This is a genomic window from Streptomyces sp. NPDC058221 (assembly GCF_042882365.1).
Classification (GTDB): domain Bacteria; phylum Actinomycetota; class Actinomycetes; order Streptomycetales; family Streptomycetaceae; genus Streptomyces.
Map to the genome: position 1 here is coordinate 1 of NZ_JBHVWF010000049.1, position 15,252 is coordinate 15,252.

General features: G+C 67.0%; 15 protein-coding genes. 8 read left to right on the plus strand and 7 right to left on the minus strand.

What is annotated here, in order from left to right:
• Together ACFVW8_RS17610 and ACFVW8_RS17615 are read left to right on the plus strand one after the other, a co-directional pair.
• The coding region (locus ACFVW8_RS17610) for a helix-turn-helix domain-containing protein (protein ID WP_389690843.1) at positions 1-942 on the plus strand (942 nt) is incomplete at its 5' end.
• A 54-nt stretch (positions 943-996) separates the two neighbouring features.
• Entirely contained in the window at positions 997-1,887 is an 891-nt protein-coding gene (locus ACFVW8_RS17615) for a hypothetical protein (protein ID WP_389690845.1), read from the plus strand.
• Between the two features lie 369 nt (positions 1,888-2,256).
• Here ACFVW8_RS17615 and ACFVW8_RS17620 read toward each other — a convergent pair whose 3' ends face one another.
• The gene (locus ACFVW8_RS17620; RefSeq protein ID WP_389690847.1) at positions 2,257-2,994 is read right to left on the minus strand and encodes an SDR family NAD(P)-dependent oxidoreductase; all 738 of its coding nucleotides are present in this window, start codon (positions 2,992-2,994) and stop codon (positions 2,257-2,259) included.
• A gap of 128 nt (positions 2,995-3,122) precedes the next feature.
• Between ACFVW8_RS17620 and ACFVW8_RS17625 the strand changes: the two genes are divergently transcribed.
• The gene (locus ACFVW8_RS17625) at positions 3,123-3,557 is read left to right on the plus strand and encodes an Rrf2 family transcriptional regulator (RefSeq protein WP_389690849.1); all 435 of its coding nucleotides are present in this window, start codon (positions 3,123-3,125) and stop codon (positions 3,555-3,557) included.
• A 170-nt stretch (positions 3,558-3,727) separates the two neighbouring features.
• On the opposite strand, the gene ACFVW8_RS17630 is transcribed toward ACFVW8_RS17625, so the two are convergent.
• Entirely contained in the window at positions 3,728-3,997 is a 270-nt protein-coding gene (locus ACFVW8_RS17630) for a hypothetical protein (RefSeq protein ID WP_389690851.1), read from the minus strand.
• Positions 3,998-4,339: 342 nt separating this feature from the next.
• On the opposite strand from ACFVW8_RS17630, the gene ACFVW8_RS17635 reads away from it, so the two are divergent.
• The 4 genes from ACFVW8_RS17635 (at position 4,340) to ACFVW8_RS17650 (ending at position 6,917) form a co-directional block, all read left to right on the plus strand.
• Positions 4,340-4,654, plus strand: coding sequence for a Tox-REase-5 domain-containing protein (locus ACFVW8_RS17635; protein WP_389690852.1), 315 nt, complete (start codon positions 4,340-4,342; stop codon positions 4,652-4,654).
• A 46-nt stretch (positions 4,655-4,700) separates the two neighbouring features.
• On the plus strand, positions 4,701-5,423 hold the full coding sequence (locus ACFVW8_RS17640; RefSeq protein WP_389690854.1) for a hypothetical protein: 723 nt from the start codon (positions 4,701-4,703) through the stop codon (positions 5,421-5,423).
• A 2-nt stretch (positions 5,424-5,425) separates the two neighbouring features.
• Positions 5,426-5,962, plus strand: coding sequence for a hypothetical protein (locus tag ACFVW8_RS17645; RefSeq protein ID WP_389690856.1), 537 nt, complete (start codon positions 5,426-5,428; stop codon positions 5,960-5,962).
• A 301-nt stretch (positions 5,963-6,263) separates the two neighbouring features.
• Positions 6,264-6,917: a hypothetical protein gene (locus ACFVW8_RS17650; protein ID WP_389690858.1), complete on the plus strand. Its 654-nt coding sequence runs from the start codon at positions 6,264-6,266 to the stop codon at positions 6,915-6,917.
• A gap of 645 nt (positions 6,918-7,562) precedes the next feature.
• On the opposite strand, the gene ACFVW8_RS17655 is transcribed toward ACFVW8_RS17650, so the two are convergent.
• Positions 7,563-7,919 carry a MerR family transcriptional regulator gene (locus ACFVW8_RS17655; RefSeq protein WP_389690860.1) on the minus strand — a complete coding sequence of 119 codons (357 nt, stop codon included), beginning with the start codon at positions 7,917-7,919 and terminating at the stop codon, positions 7,563-7,565.
• Positions 7,920-7,988: 69 nt separating this feature from the next.
• Here ACFVW8_RS17655 and ACFVW8_RS17660 point away from each other — a divergent pair, with 69 nt between their 5' ends.
• A complete protein-coding gene (locus ACFVW8_RS17660; protein ID WP_389690862.1) occupies positions 7,989-9,104 on the plus strand; it encodes an alkene reductase in 1,116 nt (371 codons plus the stop codon).
• A gap of 150 nt (positions 9,105-9,254) precedes the next feature.
• On the opposite strand, the gene ACFVW8_RS17665 is transcribed toward ACFVW8_RS17660, so the two are convergent.
• The 4 genes from ACFVW8_RS17665 to ACFVW8_RS17680 all read right to left on the minus strand — a co-directional run bounded on the left by ACFVW8_RS17665 (position 9,255) and on the right by ACFVW8_RS17680 (position 15,028).
• On the minus strand, positions 9,255-9,755 hold the full coding sequence (locus ACFVW8_RS17665; RefSeq protein WP_389690864.1) for a hypothetical protein: 501 nt from the start codon (positions 9,753-9,755) through the stop codon (positions 9,255-9,257).
• Positions 9,749-10,462: a hypothetical protein gene (locus ACFVW8_RS17670; RefSeq protein ID WP_389690866.1), complete on the minus strand. Its 714-nt coding sequence runs from the start codon at positions 10,460-10,462 to the stop codon at positions 9,749-9,751. The genes ACFVW8_RS17665 and ACFVW8_RS17670 overlap by 7 nt, the downstream gene beginning before the upstream one ends.
• A 31-nt stretch (positions 10,463-10,493) precedes the next feature.
• Positions 10,494-12,767, minus strand: a complete 2,274-nt coding sequence (locus ACFVW8_RS17675; RefSeq protein ID WP_389690868.1) for a Tox-REase-5 domain-containing protein — start codon at positions 12,765-12,767, stop codon at positions 10,494-10,496.
• 1,721 nt (positions 12,768-14,488) lie between these two features.
• Positions 14,489-15,028 (minus strand): ATP-binding protein, encoded by a 540-nt coding sequence (locus tag ACFVW8_RS17680; protein WP_389690870.1) that lies wholly within the window; start codon positions 15,026-15,028, stop codon positions 14,489-14,491.
• Between the last annotated feature and the right edge of the window lie 224 nt (positions 15,029-15,252).

Here is a 15,252-nt window from a genome sequence, read left to right on the forward strand (position 1 = left end):
CGCGACGTCACACCGACATCCGGTGTCATCCACGTCAACACCCGCCACGCCTCCGGCTTCGTGATCATCGGCAACCACCTCGCCCAGCACGACGAGCTCTCCCTCGTCGCCATCGGGCTCGCCGTGCACATCCAGTCGCTGCCCGCCGGGGCGAAGGTCGGCATCAAGGTCCTCACCGACCGCTTCCCGGAGAGCGAAGCCCGTATCGCCGCCGCTTTACGCGAGTTGGAGGAGAAGGGCTACCTGCACCGCAGCCGCGTACGCCTCCCCGAGGGCCGCGTGGTCACCCGCACCGTCTCGTACAACCAGCCGGGCAGCATCGACACCTCGACGATCCCCGCGCCACAACCCCGGCCCACCACCCCGCCGCAAGCGGCACCACCCGAGCCGCGGCCCGCGCAGGCGCCTCCGCTCCTGGCCCCGGAACCCGTACAGCCGCCCGCCCCGGCCGCTGCTCCTGTCCCTGCCCCGGTGCCGGCCCCCACTGCTCCCACCACCCCCACCACAACGCTGCCCCCACCACTCCCCCAGCCGCACAACACACCCGCCGACGGCCTGCACCGCACGGCTGCCGCCCTCCTGGCCGACCTCCGCCGCCATGCACCCGAACTCACCCTCTCCGAGGGCGACATCCGCACCCTCACCCCCGGCGTCGCCACCTGGCTCGAACGCGACGCCCACCCCGACACCATCCGCCACGCCCTCACAGCAGACCTCCCGGTCCCCCTGAAACACCCGGCAAAACTGCTCCGCCACCGGATCACCACCCGCATCCCCGCCCCACTCCCCGGCACCACAGACCTCACCGCACCGCGCCGCAAGACCGTCGTCATCCCCCTCCAGAACTGCGAAACCTGCGAACGCGCCTTCCGCGCAACGGAACCAGGACACTGCCGCGACTGCCGAACCGAACACCCGGACCTGCACACAACAGCGGCCTGACGGCGCCCGACAGGGACCGGCCGCTCCCACCCCCAACCCCGAAACGGCACCTGCATGGTCAGCTCACCGCACGAGGCGATGCACCGCATCTTCCAGGAGTACCCGGGCCTCTTCTCCCGCGTCTCCGAAGTCCTCGGCATCGACATCCCACCACCCACCTCGGCCACCCTCCTGCCCACAGACCTCACCGAAAACAGCCCCGTCGAACGCCGAGTCGACACCCTCCTGCGCATCGAAACGCAGGACGACGGCCCCTTCCTCCTCGCCATCGAAGCCCAAGGCAAGAAGGACCTGCGCAAATCGACCAGCTGGCCCTACTACGTCACCTACCTGCACAACAAATACGGCGGCCTGCCCGTCCTGCTCCTGATCGTCTGCCAGGACCACACCACCGCAGAATGGGCCGCCACCCCCATCACCATCGGCGTCCCCCGATGGCAGACCCTCACCCTCAACCCCATCGTCGCGGGACCCCACAACATGCCCGTCATCACAAACGTCGCCGAGGCCCGTAAAGACCTCGCCCTCGCCACCCTCGCCGCCATCACACACGCCGACAATCCGGACGTCGGTGCCATACTGAAAACGCTCTCCGCCGCGCTGCGCGAGGCGCCGGACAACATCACCGAACCCATCGCCGAACTCACCGCACAGGGCCTGGGCAACCGCCCGGCCGCACAACAATGGAGGAACCTGGTGGCCGTGGATACCTCTTTCTACACATCCTTCATGTCCGAAGAGATCCGAGACGAAGGCCGAGACGAAGGCCGAGTCGAAGGCCAGGCAAAGGGCATCCTCCTGGTCCTCGAAGCGCGTGGCGTCCCCCTCACCGACGAAGCCCGCAAGAGGATCGCCGACTGCAACGACTCCCAGCTCCTGGACCAGTGGATCCAACGCGCCGCCACCGCCACCTCCACCGACGAGGTCTTCGCAGACTGTCACTGAGCTCGTTATCCATCCTCTGAGCCGGTGGTCAGCTGAGGGTTTCGAGCCCGGCCAGGAGGTAGGCGACGTCCAGCCCCGTATTGAGGTCCTGCTCGAAGGTCTGGTTGTGCAGAGCCCAGGGCGATCATCTGTGCCGGATGAGCGCGATGGCGGTGATGGCTCCTGACCCGGCTCGGTCAAGGACTGTGCGACGACGAGGCCGGAGCGGTTGCAGCTGGAGTGGCAGCGCACGAGAACTGCGCGGCCGTTCAGTACTGAGCCTCCTCGGCCAAGTCGGCAATGAACTGCCCGCTGTCGCGGTTGTGCGGCGGGACGGTCAGCACGGCCGAGCAACGGGGCCGGAATTTTCGCATGGGTTCACGGGAGCGCTCACACCTGCGCGTAACCACCGTCCACGAAGAACTCGGCACCGTTGACAAAACTCGACGCGTCCGAGGCAAGGAACGTCGTCACGGCGGCGACCTCCTCGGGTTCGGCGAGCCGGCCAAGCGGGACCTCGCCTTCGGCCTGCTTGAGAACCTCGGGCGGGACCAACTCAAGCAGACCAGGGGTGCGCGTACCGCCCGGGGACACGACGTTGACCCGGAAGCCATGCGTGCGCGAGCTGAGGGCCCACCCGCGGGCGAGGTTGCGGATTGCGGCCTTCGATGCTCCGTAGACCTCGAGTCCCTGGTCGGGCCGTGTCGCGGCGGTCGAACCCGTGAGGATCACCGAAGCGTTGGCGCTGAGCAGCGGCAGCGCTTGTTGCAGGGTGAAGATCGTTCCCTTGACGTTGGTGGCGAACAGCGAGTCGATGAGTTCCTCCGTCACTTCGCCGAACGGAGCCGCGGTGCCGATGCCGGCGTTGGCGACCAGCACGTCGATGCGACCGGCCCGGTCGCGCACGGTGCCGTAGAACGCATCGAGGTCCGAGGGCACCGAAACATCACACACCACGCCCGTGACGGCGGGTCCGAGCTCGGCGGCCGCGGCATCGAGCGCGTCCTTGCGGCGACCGGTGATGAACACCGTGGCGCCCTCGTCGCGGAATGCGCGTGCGGTCGCGAATCCGATGCCGGAGCTACCCCCGGTGACCACGGCGACCTTGCCCATGAGTGACTTGCTCATTCTTTTCACCTCGTTGATTGGCCCTTCCCAGCAGTCGCAACACTAATTGTTACGACACCTTGTTGCAACCTTCACTGTTACGACTGAGCTGTCGTAACATAAAGCGTTGCTGCCGAGAGGAGGGGTTCATGAGCGCCAACAGCAGGTTGACCATTGCCGCCCACGCGCTGGCCTGGATCGGCCTCTACCAGCGCCAGGGCCACGAGGTCGCCACCTCGGAGCAGATCGCCTCCAGCGCGAACACCAACCCCGTGGTGATCAGACGACTGCTCGGCGAGCTGCGCAGGGCCGGGCTCGTGGAATCCCGGCGGGGGGTGGGCGCGGGCTGGTCGCTGGCGCGCGAGCTGGGGTCGATGACCCTGCTCGACGTGTACGAGGCAGTGGAACCCGGCCCCCTGTTCGCGATGCACCGCACCACCCCCGATCAGGGATGCGTGGTGGGTCACGGCATCCAGCCGGCGATGCAGGGCATCTACGAGGGCATCGAGGAGACCTTGAAGCACGAGCTGGCCCGCGTCACGCTCGAGAACGTACTCCGGGACGTTCTCGCGGAACCTCGCTAGCCACCCCATTGCGCACCGACATGTCGCTATGGGTCCAGTGGACCCTCCGGCCCCGGGTACGGAGACCGCAAACCATGTGGTGATGGGGCTCCTGAATATCCCCCCACGCCACGGGGTGACCAGACCTGCTCACCGAGATTCCCCACCCGGCTCCGGCCTGCGGTGGGACGTCACCGGGGGCCATCCGAGGATTCCCATACCTGTAGGTCATCGAAGTACCCGAGCTCACACAGCGCGCCCGAGGAAGGTGGCACGGCCAGACCCACCACCTCCCGCTCAGCACAAACCTGCATGGACGCGGAGCGGTGAGGCCCCCAGCGTGTGTCCAGCGCCAGCACCACGGCCCAGCGCTCGGCCTCCGTCTCCTCGTACGCCGCGTCCAGGCTCTCGCCGTCGTCCTCGGCTGCGTAGAAGTCCTCGCTGACCTTCGATGCGATCACGGCGAAGTCCTCGCCGGATGCCGAGCGGCCAGGTCCGCGCACCCCGGCCGGGGAGGGGCGTACGGACTACCCGCAACGCCTCGGTCAATTCGGGGTGCGCATCCACGGCTTCCTTGAACTTCAGTGGATTCTTCACCACTTGGGCCGAGCCCCGGGTACAGGGACGGGCTTCAACGCCCCTGCCTCGGCCAGCGTCCGCTACGCGGCCGATACCAAATCGGTTGAGCGTCCGAAGTCCACGACAAGCCCTCCCTTCGCGGTTTCGATCCGGCGCGGGGCCAGGCCCGCCGGGACCAGGGCAGCGCGATTCTCCGAGAGGAACACCGCCCACCCGCAGCGTGGATGGGAATTGCCAAGCCCGTAGGCGACGGGTGGGACTCCAGCCGTCAGACGTTCCTAAAAGCCAGAAACGGATATGGCAGCTACCTCGTGAAAGGCGACAGCCGGACTCTCACGGACTCCGGAAGGGACAAGTTCGTAGCCGAAGCGACTCGCCAGGTCGAGGCCTCCGGCGGACATGCCGTCGAACGGCACTTCTCCGACCCCAACGTGGCCAAGGCCGCCCGCAAGGCGTTCGGGGCGGAACGTCTGCCTATTACGGTCCCCCACACCACATTGAAGCCGGCGGGCCCCAGAAAGCCCGTGTCGTTCGACTAGCGTGGACGGCCCGCGGCGTCAAGAATCGAGAACACGGAGGCGTGAGATGCGACGCGTCATTCGGGGCGCCTGGGGCCCCCGAGAGGAATCGACCGAGGCTCTGGCCGGACGGTGGAAGCTGACCCTGAACCGGCTTGCCGAGCTTCTGCCGGCCGCCGGTTCAGGCTCCGGCGCCGGGGACATGTGGACGTGGAAGCACGTCCGGCCGTCCGGCCCCGCCGCGGACTTGCGACCTGACGAGGACACGTTGCGCTCCGCCCTGCAGGAGGCTGAAGCAGCCAACGACTGGTCGGACCGAACGGGCGTCGGAATCCCGCTCGTCATCGCAGGCGAACCCGGGTGGAAAGTCAGCATGAGCGGCAGGGCGGGGGGCCTCCCGGAGTTCCTTCTCCAGACGATGACGATCGCCGTCGAGTCGCCGGAAGGTGTGGACGTTCCGGACGTCGAACTCCTCACCCTCGTCGCTGAGCTGTGGGAGCCCGACTTCGGTGACGTGAGCAACGACGACGTTCTCGACGCCCTGGAAGACGATGCCGGCTTCGCTCCCGACGAACCTTCCGTCGGCTGGGTCGGCTATCTCTCCCCCGCACGCGCCGCCCTGCTTCCCGACAGCTTCACGGCCACCCGCAAAGTACTGCCCGGCGGAGGCATCCTGCTCAACATCGCGGCGCCCGGCAACACCGACGACGTACTCCGAGCCAATGAGCAACTACGCGAGGCAGGCGCACTCCAGCCCCTCCCCCACCCCATGGAAAGGGCCACGCTGTGAGCATGACCGCCCGCGGAGGCGAGACGTTCGAGATCGCTCGCGCTGTCTCCGACATCGACGAGCTCCTCACCCGCCCCCTGCCGAAGACAGGGCCGACGGGCGAGGACAGGTTGCCTGTCACTGAGGAATGGACCCTGATCAAAGGCGAGGGGCTCCTGATCGCCCCGCTCTGGGAGAGCGACAGCTTCACAGGTCTCTACGAGTCCGCATTTGAAGAAGCCTCAGAGGCAGGCGAGGGCAACCTGACTGCCCTGGTTGCCGAGTTGGACCGTCGATGGGGGCCGCACCACGAGGCATGCATGCGAGTGCCGATGAACCGAAAGATCACGGGCGAGCCCATGCCGCTGCTGTTCCAGACTCTGTGCGACGCGGACCTCGAGGGTGACCTGTCGCTATGGGGCCCAGTGGGCCCTCCGGCCCCGGGTACGGAGACCGCAGACCGGTGGGTCGCGGTCTCCGTCAACCAATGCGACGGCGACGCCCCGATGATCCTGACGGTCGCCATCACCGACCAGCCGATCACCGAGCTGGACGACTAGGCGACAACGGCCGCCGGCCTCCCCACTTCACCATCGCACGATCAGTCCTGTACGCCTCATGAGCAACCATTGAACAGAACGCGGGGAGCGCACCTCAAGGCGCACCTGCCTCAACGAACACCCGCATCAACGAAGCTGAAAAGTCCAGACCTTGGTGCCACACTGCGGCGTCGACGGTCACATCAGGCGGGACCCACGGAGCAGCCAGTTCTTCTGGCGATTCGCCGGCGATGAACGGTAGGTCTGTCTGCTCCGATCCGACTGCGCCGGCGGAGTTATCACATCTGAACGAAGGACATATATGGCACGCCCTTACCACCCCGGACCGAAACAGTTCGTCTTCGTTGCCGGTGATGGCAACGACCAGCAGGTCTCCGTGGGCGACCCCCAGGAAGCCTATGTAGCGTTCTCCGCGTTCTTCCGGGATCGAGACTCTGACACCTACACCATCCAGGATGCACCGGCGGGCCAAAGCTTGGTGCTCATGCCTGGTCGAGGTGTGATCGCCCGGATCGAAACGGCGGACCGACCTCGGTCGGAATACCTCCAGGTCGGCAGAGCCAATCGCTACCTGCCGAGCGCGATGCTTTTCTTCGAGAACGGATATGCCGGGCTCAACCGCTTCGGCCAATGGCTCTCGGACCTCACCGACCTCGACGCGTCGCCGGAGACTCGCGGTGCCACCCGCGCCGCCGCGATCACGACCGAAGCCGCGGCAATCGAAGAAGTCGCCCGGATCTGGGGGGATTCGGGCATCGTGGACCCGGGCAACCAGTACTACGTCTTCTTCGACTCGTGTGATGTCGGCGATGACCGAGCTGAACGAGCCGAACTGCTCAAGTTGCTCGAATTCCTCGGTATCGAACGAGTCGACGCCCCGGCCGAGGCCGCCGAAGGCGAAGTCTGGGTGCGCACCGACACGCGTCTCGACGCCGAATTTGAACGGTGGTCATGAACAGCTGATCAAGGTTGTCCAGTACCGGAACGCGTGGGGCCGAGGTTCGATGTGCAGTCGTGTTCCGGTACAACGTCCGGGAAGGAGTAGAAGGTGGGGGCGGGGAAGTCGCGCTTCGTCCACATCCACCTCAGCACTGCCGGCAAGGATGAAGTACCCGTCTACGTAGGGCGTGGGACGGCGGGGCGGGACGAGTCGCACGGGACCGACGACCCCAACGCGGAACTCGGATCCATCATCGACAGTGGCGAGTACTCGGTGGAGGCGCTCGACTGCGGCGACTCAGCAACGGCGGTTGTCGTCGAGGGCGCTTTGATCTCCACCATGCGCGGGAGGTCCAGGGCAGACCTCAGGAACCGCCGGTTGGATCAGTTCAACTTCCCCCGCTCGGTGTCCCCGCAGCTCTGGCATCACGCAGGGGAGAGCCCGCGCTGGCCCCGTTGGAAGTCGCCCGACACGTGCAGGACCATGTGCTGTTCGTTCGGCTCGGCCCGAACATGCTGAACGGCCCGGACCGGGGAGTCATAGATCCGGGGAACCCGTCCTCGGCGGCGGTGGCCGACCGGCTGAGGCAGTGGTGGTTCATCGCCCCGCGGGTCGACCGAGACGCGAATTCCCGGAGGCGTCTGCCGGCCCCCGGGCTCGTCAGCCCGCCGCCGTCGCGATCACCTGGTCCAGGACTTCACGCGTGTAGCGCAGGTCCTCGATCGACCGGTCGATCCGACTACGCTCCGCCTCCAGCTGGTCGACCAGCCAGGGAGTCGCCGTCTCCGCCGGGCCCCCGTCGTGGTCCCGCATGCAGGGAAGCACACTCGCGATCTTGTCGCCGCTCAGCCCGGCGGCCAGCAATTGCTGAATGAGGATCACCCGGTCGACGGCTGCCTCCGGATACTCCCGGTGTCCGCCGGCCGTGCGGTCGGAGGCAAGGATGCACTTCTGCTCGTAGTAGCGCAGGGACCGCACGCTCACGCCCGTACGGTGGGACAGCTCGCCGATCTTCATTGGGTTTCCGGCCCCTCACTCGACTCACGGGTTGAACCTGACACCGGTGTCAGATCCTACGGTTCCCGCATGACGAACACAGCCGCTTCTCCGCTCCTCGCCCCCTACTCCTCCGGCAGACTCACGCTCCCCAACCGTCTCGTGATGGCCCCGATGACCCGGTTCCGCGCGCACGAGGACGGGACGCCGCTCCCGGTGGTCGCGGACTACTACGCGCAGCGCGCGGAAGCCGGACTCCTCGTCACGGAGGGCATCTGGCCACACCGCCGGGGACAGAGCGGCTGGCGGATCCCTGGGCTGGAGACCGAGACCCACATCGCCGGCTGGCGCGTGGTGACCGAGGCCGTACACGCACGCGGCGGGCGGATCTTCGCTCAGCTCATGCACGGAGGACGCCAGGGGCACCAGCGCTCACGGCTGCTCGGCGACGTCCCGGCCGGGCCGTCCGCTGTGCCGGTCCCAGGGCCCGTGCACGTCAAGGACGGCAAGGCCGAGGCGCCCATACCACGCGAGATGACGCAGGACGACATCCTGACCGCGATCGACGATCACGTGGCCGCCGCACGCAACGCCCTGTGGGCAGGCTTCGACGGCGTGGAGATCCACGGCGCCAACAGCTACCTCATCCACCAGTTCCTCGCGGACAACACCAACCTCCGCACAGACGCGTACGGACGCGACAGGACCCGGTTCGCCGTCGAACTGGTCACCGCGGTCGCCGAGGCCATCGGAGCGGACCGGCTCGGGCTCCGCCTCTCGCCCGGTAACCCACAATTCGGCATGACAGAGCGCTCCCCGGCCCCCGTGTACCGCGCACTGCTCAACGCCCTGGCCCCGCTTGACCTGGCCTACCTCCACCTCACCGACAACGACGACTACCCGGCCCTGGCAGATCTGCGACCGCGCTGGAACGGCACCCTCATCGCCAACGTCGGCGAGAACCACGCGCCCACCACCCAGCGCCAGGGAGAACAAGCACTCGCACAGGGCCACGCGGACCTGGTCTCCTTCGGGCGCGCGTTCCTCACTCACCCCGACCTGCCCGCGCGCATCGCTGCGAACGACCCGTTCGCCACACCGATGGACACGGAGCGCCTCTACACACACGGCGCACGGGGCTACACGGACTACCCGACGCTCGAAGACCAGCGCGCGAGGCAGCTCACCGCCGCAGCGACACAGTGAACGGCTCCACCAGACGTGCTGGGCAACGGTGCCTCAATGTCTCCGACTTCGGCCGGTGCTGCGCTGGCACCTGGCGGCACAGTGATCCAGACGAGACGTTCTGGGCGACAACGGCAGCCTGCCTCTCCACCTCCCAGACCGGGAAACGGGTCAATCGGTGGGATCGAATGCCCCGGCCGACCCGGCCACCACAGCGAAGAGCACGATCGGTTCCTCCTTGTCCATCTGGCCGACGCCGACCGCGACAGCACGCGCGCCCGATTCCCACACCTGTAGGTCGTCGAAGTACCCGAGCTCACACAGCGCGCACAAGGGCGGTGGCACGGCCAGACCCGCCGCCTCCCGCTCAGCAGAAATCTGCAAGGACTCGGTGCGGTGAGGCCCCCAGCGTGTGTCCAGCGCCAGCACCACAGCCCAGCGCTCGGTCTCCATCTCCTCGTACGCCGCGTCCAGGCTTTCGCCGTCGTCCTCGGCTGCGTAGAAGTCCTCGCTGACCTTCAATGCGACCACGGCGAAGTCCTCGCCGGATGCCGAGCGGCCAGGGTCCGCGCACCCCGGCCAGGGAGGGGCGTACGGACCTACCCGCAACGCCTCGATCAATTCGAGGTGCGCATCCACAACTTCCTTGAACTTCAGTGGATTCTTCACCACTTGGGCCGCGCCCCGGATACAGGTAGGGGCTTCAACGCTCCTGCCTCGGCCAGCGTCCGCTGCGCGGCCAATACCAAATCGGTTGAGCGTCCGAAGTCCAGGACAAGCCCTCCCTTCGCGGTTTCGATCCGGCGCGGGGCCAGGCCCGCCGGGACCAGGGCAGCGCGATTCTCCGAAAGGAACACCGCCCACCCGCAGCGTGGATGAGAATTGCGAAGCCCGTAGGCGGACTTGACCGCATTGAACAAGTCTCGGTCGTAGGTCAGCCCGGTATCGGCGTCCCAAACATCGGCGAGGGCAGCCAGCACTTCGGGCAACCTGTCCGCGAGCGGACCTGGCTGCCCGCCGGCAGCCGGGAACAGGTTGAGCACAGCAGTAAACGGCGTGTACTCGTCGGAGCCTCCTGCCCGCACTCGCGCACGTACGTAGCCACCACTGCGCCAGGAACCGACCGCAGCGGCCGTCCAGCCCAGGATGTCGGCATCCTCCTCCGGCCCCCCGGCTTCGACTGCGGCTGCAAATCCCTCGGCGTCCTTGGGGACGGGCGGACCTGCATCATCTCCGTCAACGTCCCAGCGCCATTCGACCTCCACACTGTCCGACAGCTTCCCCAATGCTCCGAGAGTCGCCAGCCAGCGTTCCGCCAGCCTTGGTGGCGACTCCGGCCGCGGACCCCAGGACGCTTTCACCACGACATCGCTCGACATCTGTGTCTCCAACTTCACGCTTCTCTGCCGTCTACTTCTTTACCTCAGTGTGCTTCACGATTGCGTCCACATCTGCATCATCGAATGCCTTCTGTGCCGCGGCAGCCACCTTCTTGTTGGAGAAGTTCCATTCCAGCGGCTTGCCCCCGGCCGCACGTTGCTGGCGCAGTGCCTGCTCCACGAACTTCTCGGCCTGCTTCGGTTCAAGAGTCCCGTCCGCGCGCACCTTCTTGCCATATCCGAACTTCGCTTCCTTGTAAGTCTGCGTGGCGGAGTCCCACCCGTCGAAGTCGACGTCACGGCCCGTCCTGGGGTCCTTAGCGGCGTACTCCTTGCCGCGCTTCACTCCGGACACCTGTTCCTGGTAGCGCATCCAGCGTTCCATGCCCGGCCAGTACGCGACCGACTTCTTCGCCTTCCACTTTCCGTCCCCGAGATCCTTGGAGCCCTTGCGCGGGTTCTTGAGGTCTCCGTACCAGGATGGCTTCTTCCACTTGGCAACCTTCTTGCGACTGGCCTCCTTCGCAACTCTCTTGGCTGCGTCAGCGTCCTTCTGCGCCTGCTTGGCTGCGTCGAGTTCCTCCTGGTCGACCCCGTCACACGCCTTCTCCGCGAAGAGGAGGACGGGGGTGCCATTAACACGGTAGGCCGCCCCGACACTGCCCGCCGCGTTCGTGCCGCCTGAGTAGACGGGCTTCCGTTGTCCGGCGCCCAGCGGCCCGGAGCCGATCACGCAGCCCTTGCCGGCCAGCTCATCGGCTGCGTCGTCGGCGTGCTTCTGTGCCTCGTTCGCCGCCTTCTTTGCGCCGTCGGCGTCCCCCTTCTCCGCAGCTTTCCGCGCCCGCTCGGTGGCCTTGCCTGCCTTCTGGGCTGCCTCACCGAGTTTGCCCAGCTTCCCCAGCTTGCCCAGCTTGCCCAGCTTTTGTCCGACCTTGGCCTCGCCGTAGCCGGGGATGAACAGGGATCCGATGTTCCAGACGACATTGGTGGCGGCGCGCGTCTTCTGGCCGTTGTTCCACTTGTCCTTGACGTCATCGCCGACGAACATGCCGTCGAGTGCCGTCACGCCGGTGCCCACGGAGGCGCCGCCCCAGTCGGTCAGGGCATCCCAGTAGTCGCCCTTCTTCCACTTGTCGCCGGCGCCGTCCGTCGCCTTCGACCACTGGTCACCCAACGAGCTGCCGTAGCCCTTGAGACCGTCCCAGGTGCCGGGAAGGTCCGTGACCGTATCCCAGATGCCAGTGAGGTCGCCCCCGATACCGTCGACAAACAACCCACCACCGACCTGCGAGACCTTGTCGCCCGCGCAGGAGAAGAATGCGCCGAAGCCCGAAAAGCAGCTCCCGTCGTCGCCCCCGTCGTCGGCTGCCTCCTCGTCATCCTCCCAGCCGGGCTCGTCCTCGGCCGCATCGTTCTTGTCCTCGTCGGACTCCACCTCAACGGCGGTCACCGAGTCTTCGTCAGTACCACTCGGGCCGGTGTTCCCGCCCGCACCGCCGGATTCGTCCCCACCTCCAGGCCAGCTGCCCCCAGCAGACCCGTTGGACCCGCCGGACGCATCGGACCCACCAGCCGAGAAGCCACCCCCGTCGCCGCCGGAACCGCCCGCACCGGCCGCGCCGCCCGAGTCACCAGCGCCCCCCGTGCCCCCGGCCGACGCACGTCCACCGCTGTCCGGGCCAGGTCGTCCCGCGACCCCGCCCGTGGCATCCCCGCCGACCTCGGCTGCCTTGTTGTCGGATCCGTCGGCTGGGCATGAGCTCCCGGTCAAGGAACAGAGGGCCGACTGAAGGCCGTTGGTTATCTGCCCGCCTACCCCACCCAGCACCAGCCCCAGAATGATCGCCGCGACCACAGCGATCAGACCGAGGTACTCCATCGCCGTCTGCCCGCGGTCCCGCCGCCATGTGTCCATCCACGGCTGGGAGAACGAGCGCTCCTTGCCGCGCTCCCAGTCCCGGGCATCCAGCCGAAACCATTCCCGGCTCTCCGGCCGAGTCAGGAACACCAGGATCACCAGGGGCAGGAACATCTGAGTAAGCCCGCGGAGTGATCCATCCCGGAGACTGGACAGGCCCCCCAGGAGCAACCACACCTGCACTGCGAGCAGGCCGCGCCACAGCCACACGCCGCCGCTCGACATCCTGCGCACCAGTACCCAGCCGGTGACTCCGGGCGCGGCACCATACAGTGCCAGGGCGAGGAGTGTGCCGTCGAGTACATCGGCCGCGGCCGCCGAGAGCAGCAGGCCAATGCCGCCGAACACCGTGACGGCAAATAGCACATGGATGAGGATGCGAGCCACCCTCAGGAGTTGCGGCATGTCGCGGCGCGCCGACGTTGGTGGCTGCCAAGTGCCGCCATGCTCGGGGACGGAACCTAAAGTGGACATGTCCGACCTCAACCTGTCACGCTCGGACGCAAGCGACGCACTGCCGTGCGACGCAGCACCACATCAGCTCTGGGCCAAGAACCCAACTTCAGTGCCACCGTGTGCGTGTTGGCGATGTCACGCCACATCGACGCAGTCGGGAACAGAACAGCCGACGAGGCGATCAGAAGCGGCGCGCCCTGGCCGGCCGCACTCGGCCTGACCGCGACGATGAGTGTCGAGACCGATCCCTGAACTGTCCGCGACAGCCCGGAGCTCATTGAACTCGGGTTCAGCCGCGGCCGAGCTTCGGATGCAGGCACGGGCTTCAGCATCCCCGCCTCGGCTGGACTTCCCAGCGGCTCCGACCATGGACCGCAGGACACCCTCGCCACAAATTCGCTCGCCATGCGCACCTTCCCGTCGTCAGGCAGTACGGCACCTGCCCACCCAGCCACCGACCCCACTCTCGGAATGAGATATTCGCACACGCAATGTCTCGTCGGCAATCGCCTCTTGTCGCCGCACTTCGCCCGCCGCGACACGCCCGCCCCAGTCGCAGCCGCCCAAGACAGTGGCTGCCACCGGTCAGCAGCGACCCGCACGCGGGCGCATGTCCCAAACTCCCTCTGCAGTGGGGTCGATCACTGAACACCGGAACCTCGGGACCAGGCCGACGAGAGCACTCCCTCGCCTGTGCCTGCGCGGAGCGAGCCCGCCCCATTGGCGCTCATGACGCACAGGGAAGCCCGCCACCGGAAGGGCGCTCACATTGGATTGCTATGGTAAAGAGCCACATGGCCCATGTCTGCACCAGGCGACATACTCGTGCACGAAAGCCCCGCCCCGCGCGGGGTGAGCGTTCCGTCTGCTGGGCCAGCCATCTGCCTCCCGGGCGCGCCGCGTCGGCGCCCTATGACCTGGCAGTTGCCGCCGAAGAGGTACATAGCGGTGGTGCTTCTCAACATCGCGCCACACGGTGACGTAGAGGTAGTGGTCCGCGGCCACCTGAAAATACGCGAGTCACGAGCACTCCAGCCCCTCCCTCGTCCGACGGAAGGTCCACTCCGCGAGCATGACCGCCCGAGGAGGCGAGACGTTCGAGATCGCCCACCCCTGCCGAAGACCGAGCTGACGAGCAAGGGCAGGTTGCCTGCACTGAGGAATGGACCCTGATCACGGGCGAGGGCTTTCCGATCGCCCCATCCTGGGAGCCCGACAGCATCATGGGTCTCCGCGACTCCGCATCGAAGACGCCGCGAAGGCCGGTTAGGGCCAACTGTCCACCCCAGTAGTCGAGTTGGACCCATTCCCGAGCGGCCGCCGGGATGGCCGCGCCGATCAACCGGAAGAGCGACGACGAGCCCATGCCGCTGCCGTTGCAGACACTGCACGACGGAGACTTCCTCGGCGGTGCGGCCGCGTGGGGGCATGGACCCGTCGGGGTCGGAATACGGAGACGGGAAGCGGTGGTTCGCGGTATCCGCAACCAATGCGACGGTCATGCCCCGGTGATCCTTTGCCATCACCGAGCTAGACAATTGACAGGCAACGGCCGCCGACCTCTCCACTTCACCATCGCAGGATGGGCCGCATGCAGTATGTGGACCGCCTTTGAGTAGAACGTGATGAGGGGATCCAATGGCACGCCCACGTCAACGCGGCAAAGCCGCCCAGGACTTGGTTCCCCGCTGCGGCTCCGTCGCCTCGCACATCCCCCACTGGCCTCCCCAGTCCTCCACCACAGCCGCCAGCAACCAGAGCGCCCGTCGGCGCCGTGCCTCGCAGAGGGCGGTGAGGTCGGGCTCGGCGTGGTGCGGGTGCTCGTGCTGGTCCCAGACCAGGAGACGGACCGCTTCGTCTCGGTGCCGCAGGGATACATAGAGCTCCCTGCCGGGGCTCATGCGGGCGGTAACCGAGACGAGTTCGGTCACCGCGTACGTCACCGGCCAGACGTACGGGGCAAGCCCGTGCGCCTCCAGCGCCGCGGCGGTCGCAGTACGGGCGATGCATGCGCTACGGATGTCGCCGGGGAGGGTGAAGCTCAGGGAGAGCTCCGGCCTCGTGCGGCCCCTCGGACGGAGGTAGGGCTGCGTTCCCCTCCGGGGCGTGGTATGCGGCGGATACAGGTACGGATCCGGCGCGCGCGTCTCGGCGGCGACCGGGCAGAGCACGGTGAGCGGAGATGAGTTCATGGCTGACTCCCCTGATAAGGGTGGCGAGTTGGCGGTATCTCTCTTCCTCATGGGTGCGCACGAGTGGCTTCGCTTGACGGACGAGCAGTGGCCTGTCTCCCTGGCGCGGGACCGCCCCTCCCAGGGAAGGAGGATGCGGGCAGGACCGCGCGATGCACTTCTTGCTCGGCGCTGCGTGAGCGGTGCGTTACCTAACGTAGCGCATGGAGGGTAAATTAACCCCC

What these genes read in the sequence shown, in the direction of transcription:
- ACFVW8_RS17660 (WP_389690862.1), top strand. Translation starts at nt 7,989, where the DNA reads ATGACGAACACAGCCGCTTCTCCGCTCCTCGCCCCCTACTCCTCCGGC.
- ACFVW8_RS17625 (WP_389690849.1), top strand. Translation starts at nt 3,123, where the DNA reads ATGAGCGCCAACAGCAGGTTGACCATTGCCGCCCACGCGCTGGCCTGG.
- ACFVW8_RS17635 (WP_389690852.1), top strand. Translation starts at nt 4,340, where the DNA reads ATGGGAATTGCCAAGCCCGTAGGCGACGGGTGGGACTCCAGCCGTCAG.
- ACFVW8_RS17680 (WP_389690870.1), bottom strand. Translation starts at nt 15,028, where the DNA reads ATGAACTCATCTCCGCTCACCGTGCTCTGCCCGGTCGCCGCCGAGACG.
- ACFVW8_RS17645 (WP_389690856.1), top strand. Translation starts at nt 5,426, where the DNA reads ATGACCGCCCGCGGAGGCGAGACGTTCGAGATCGCTCGCGCTGTCTCC.
- ACFVW8_RS17655 (WP_389690860.1), bottom strand. Translation starts at nt 7,919, where the DNA reads ATGAAGATCGGCGAGCTGTCCCACCGTACGGGCGTGAGCGTGCGGTCC.
- ACFVW8_RS17620 (WP_389690847.1), bottom strand. Translation starts at nt 2,994, where the DNA reads ATGAGCAAGTCACTCATGGGCAAGGTCGCCGTGGTCACCGGGGGTAGC.
- ACFVW8_RS17650 (WP_389690858.1), top strand. Translation starts at nt 6,264, where the DNA reads ATGGCACGCCCTTACCACCCCGGACCGAAACAGTTCGTCTTCGTTGCC.
- ACFVW8_RS17615 (WP_389690845.1), top strand. Translation starts at nt 997, where the DNA reads ATGGTCAGCTCACCGCACGAGGCGATGCACCGCATCTTCCAGGAGTAC.
- ACFVW8_RS17670 (WP_389690866.1), bottom strand. Translation starts at nt 10,462, where the DNA reads ATGTCGAGCGATGTCGTGGTGAAAGCGTCCTGGGGTCCGCGGCCGGAG.
- ACFVW8_RS17640 (WP_389690854.1), top strand. Translation starts at nt 4,701, where the DNA reads ATGCGACGCGTCATTCGGGGCGCCTGGGGCCCCCGAGAGGAATCGACC.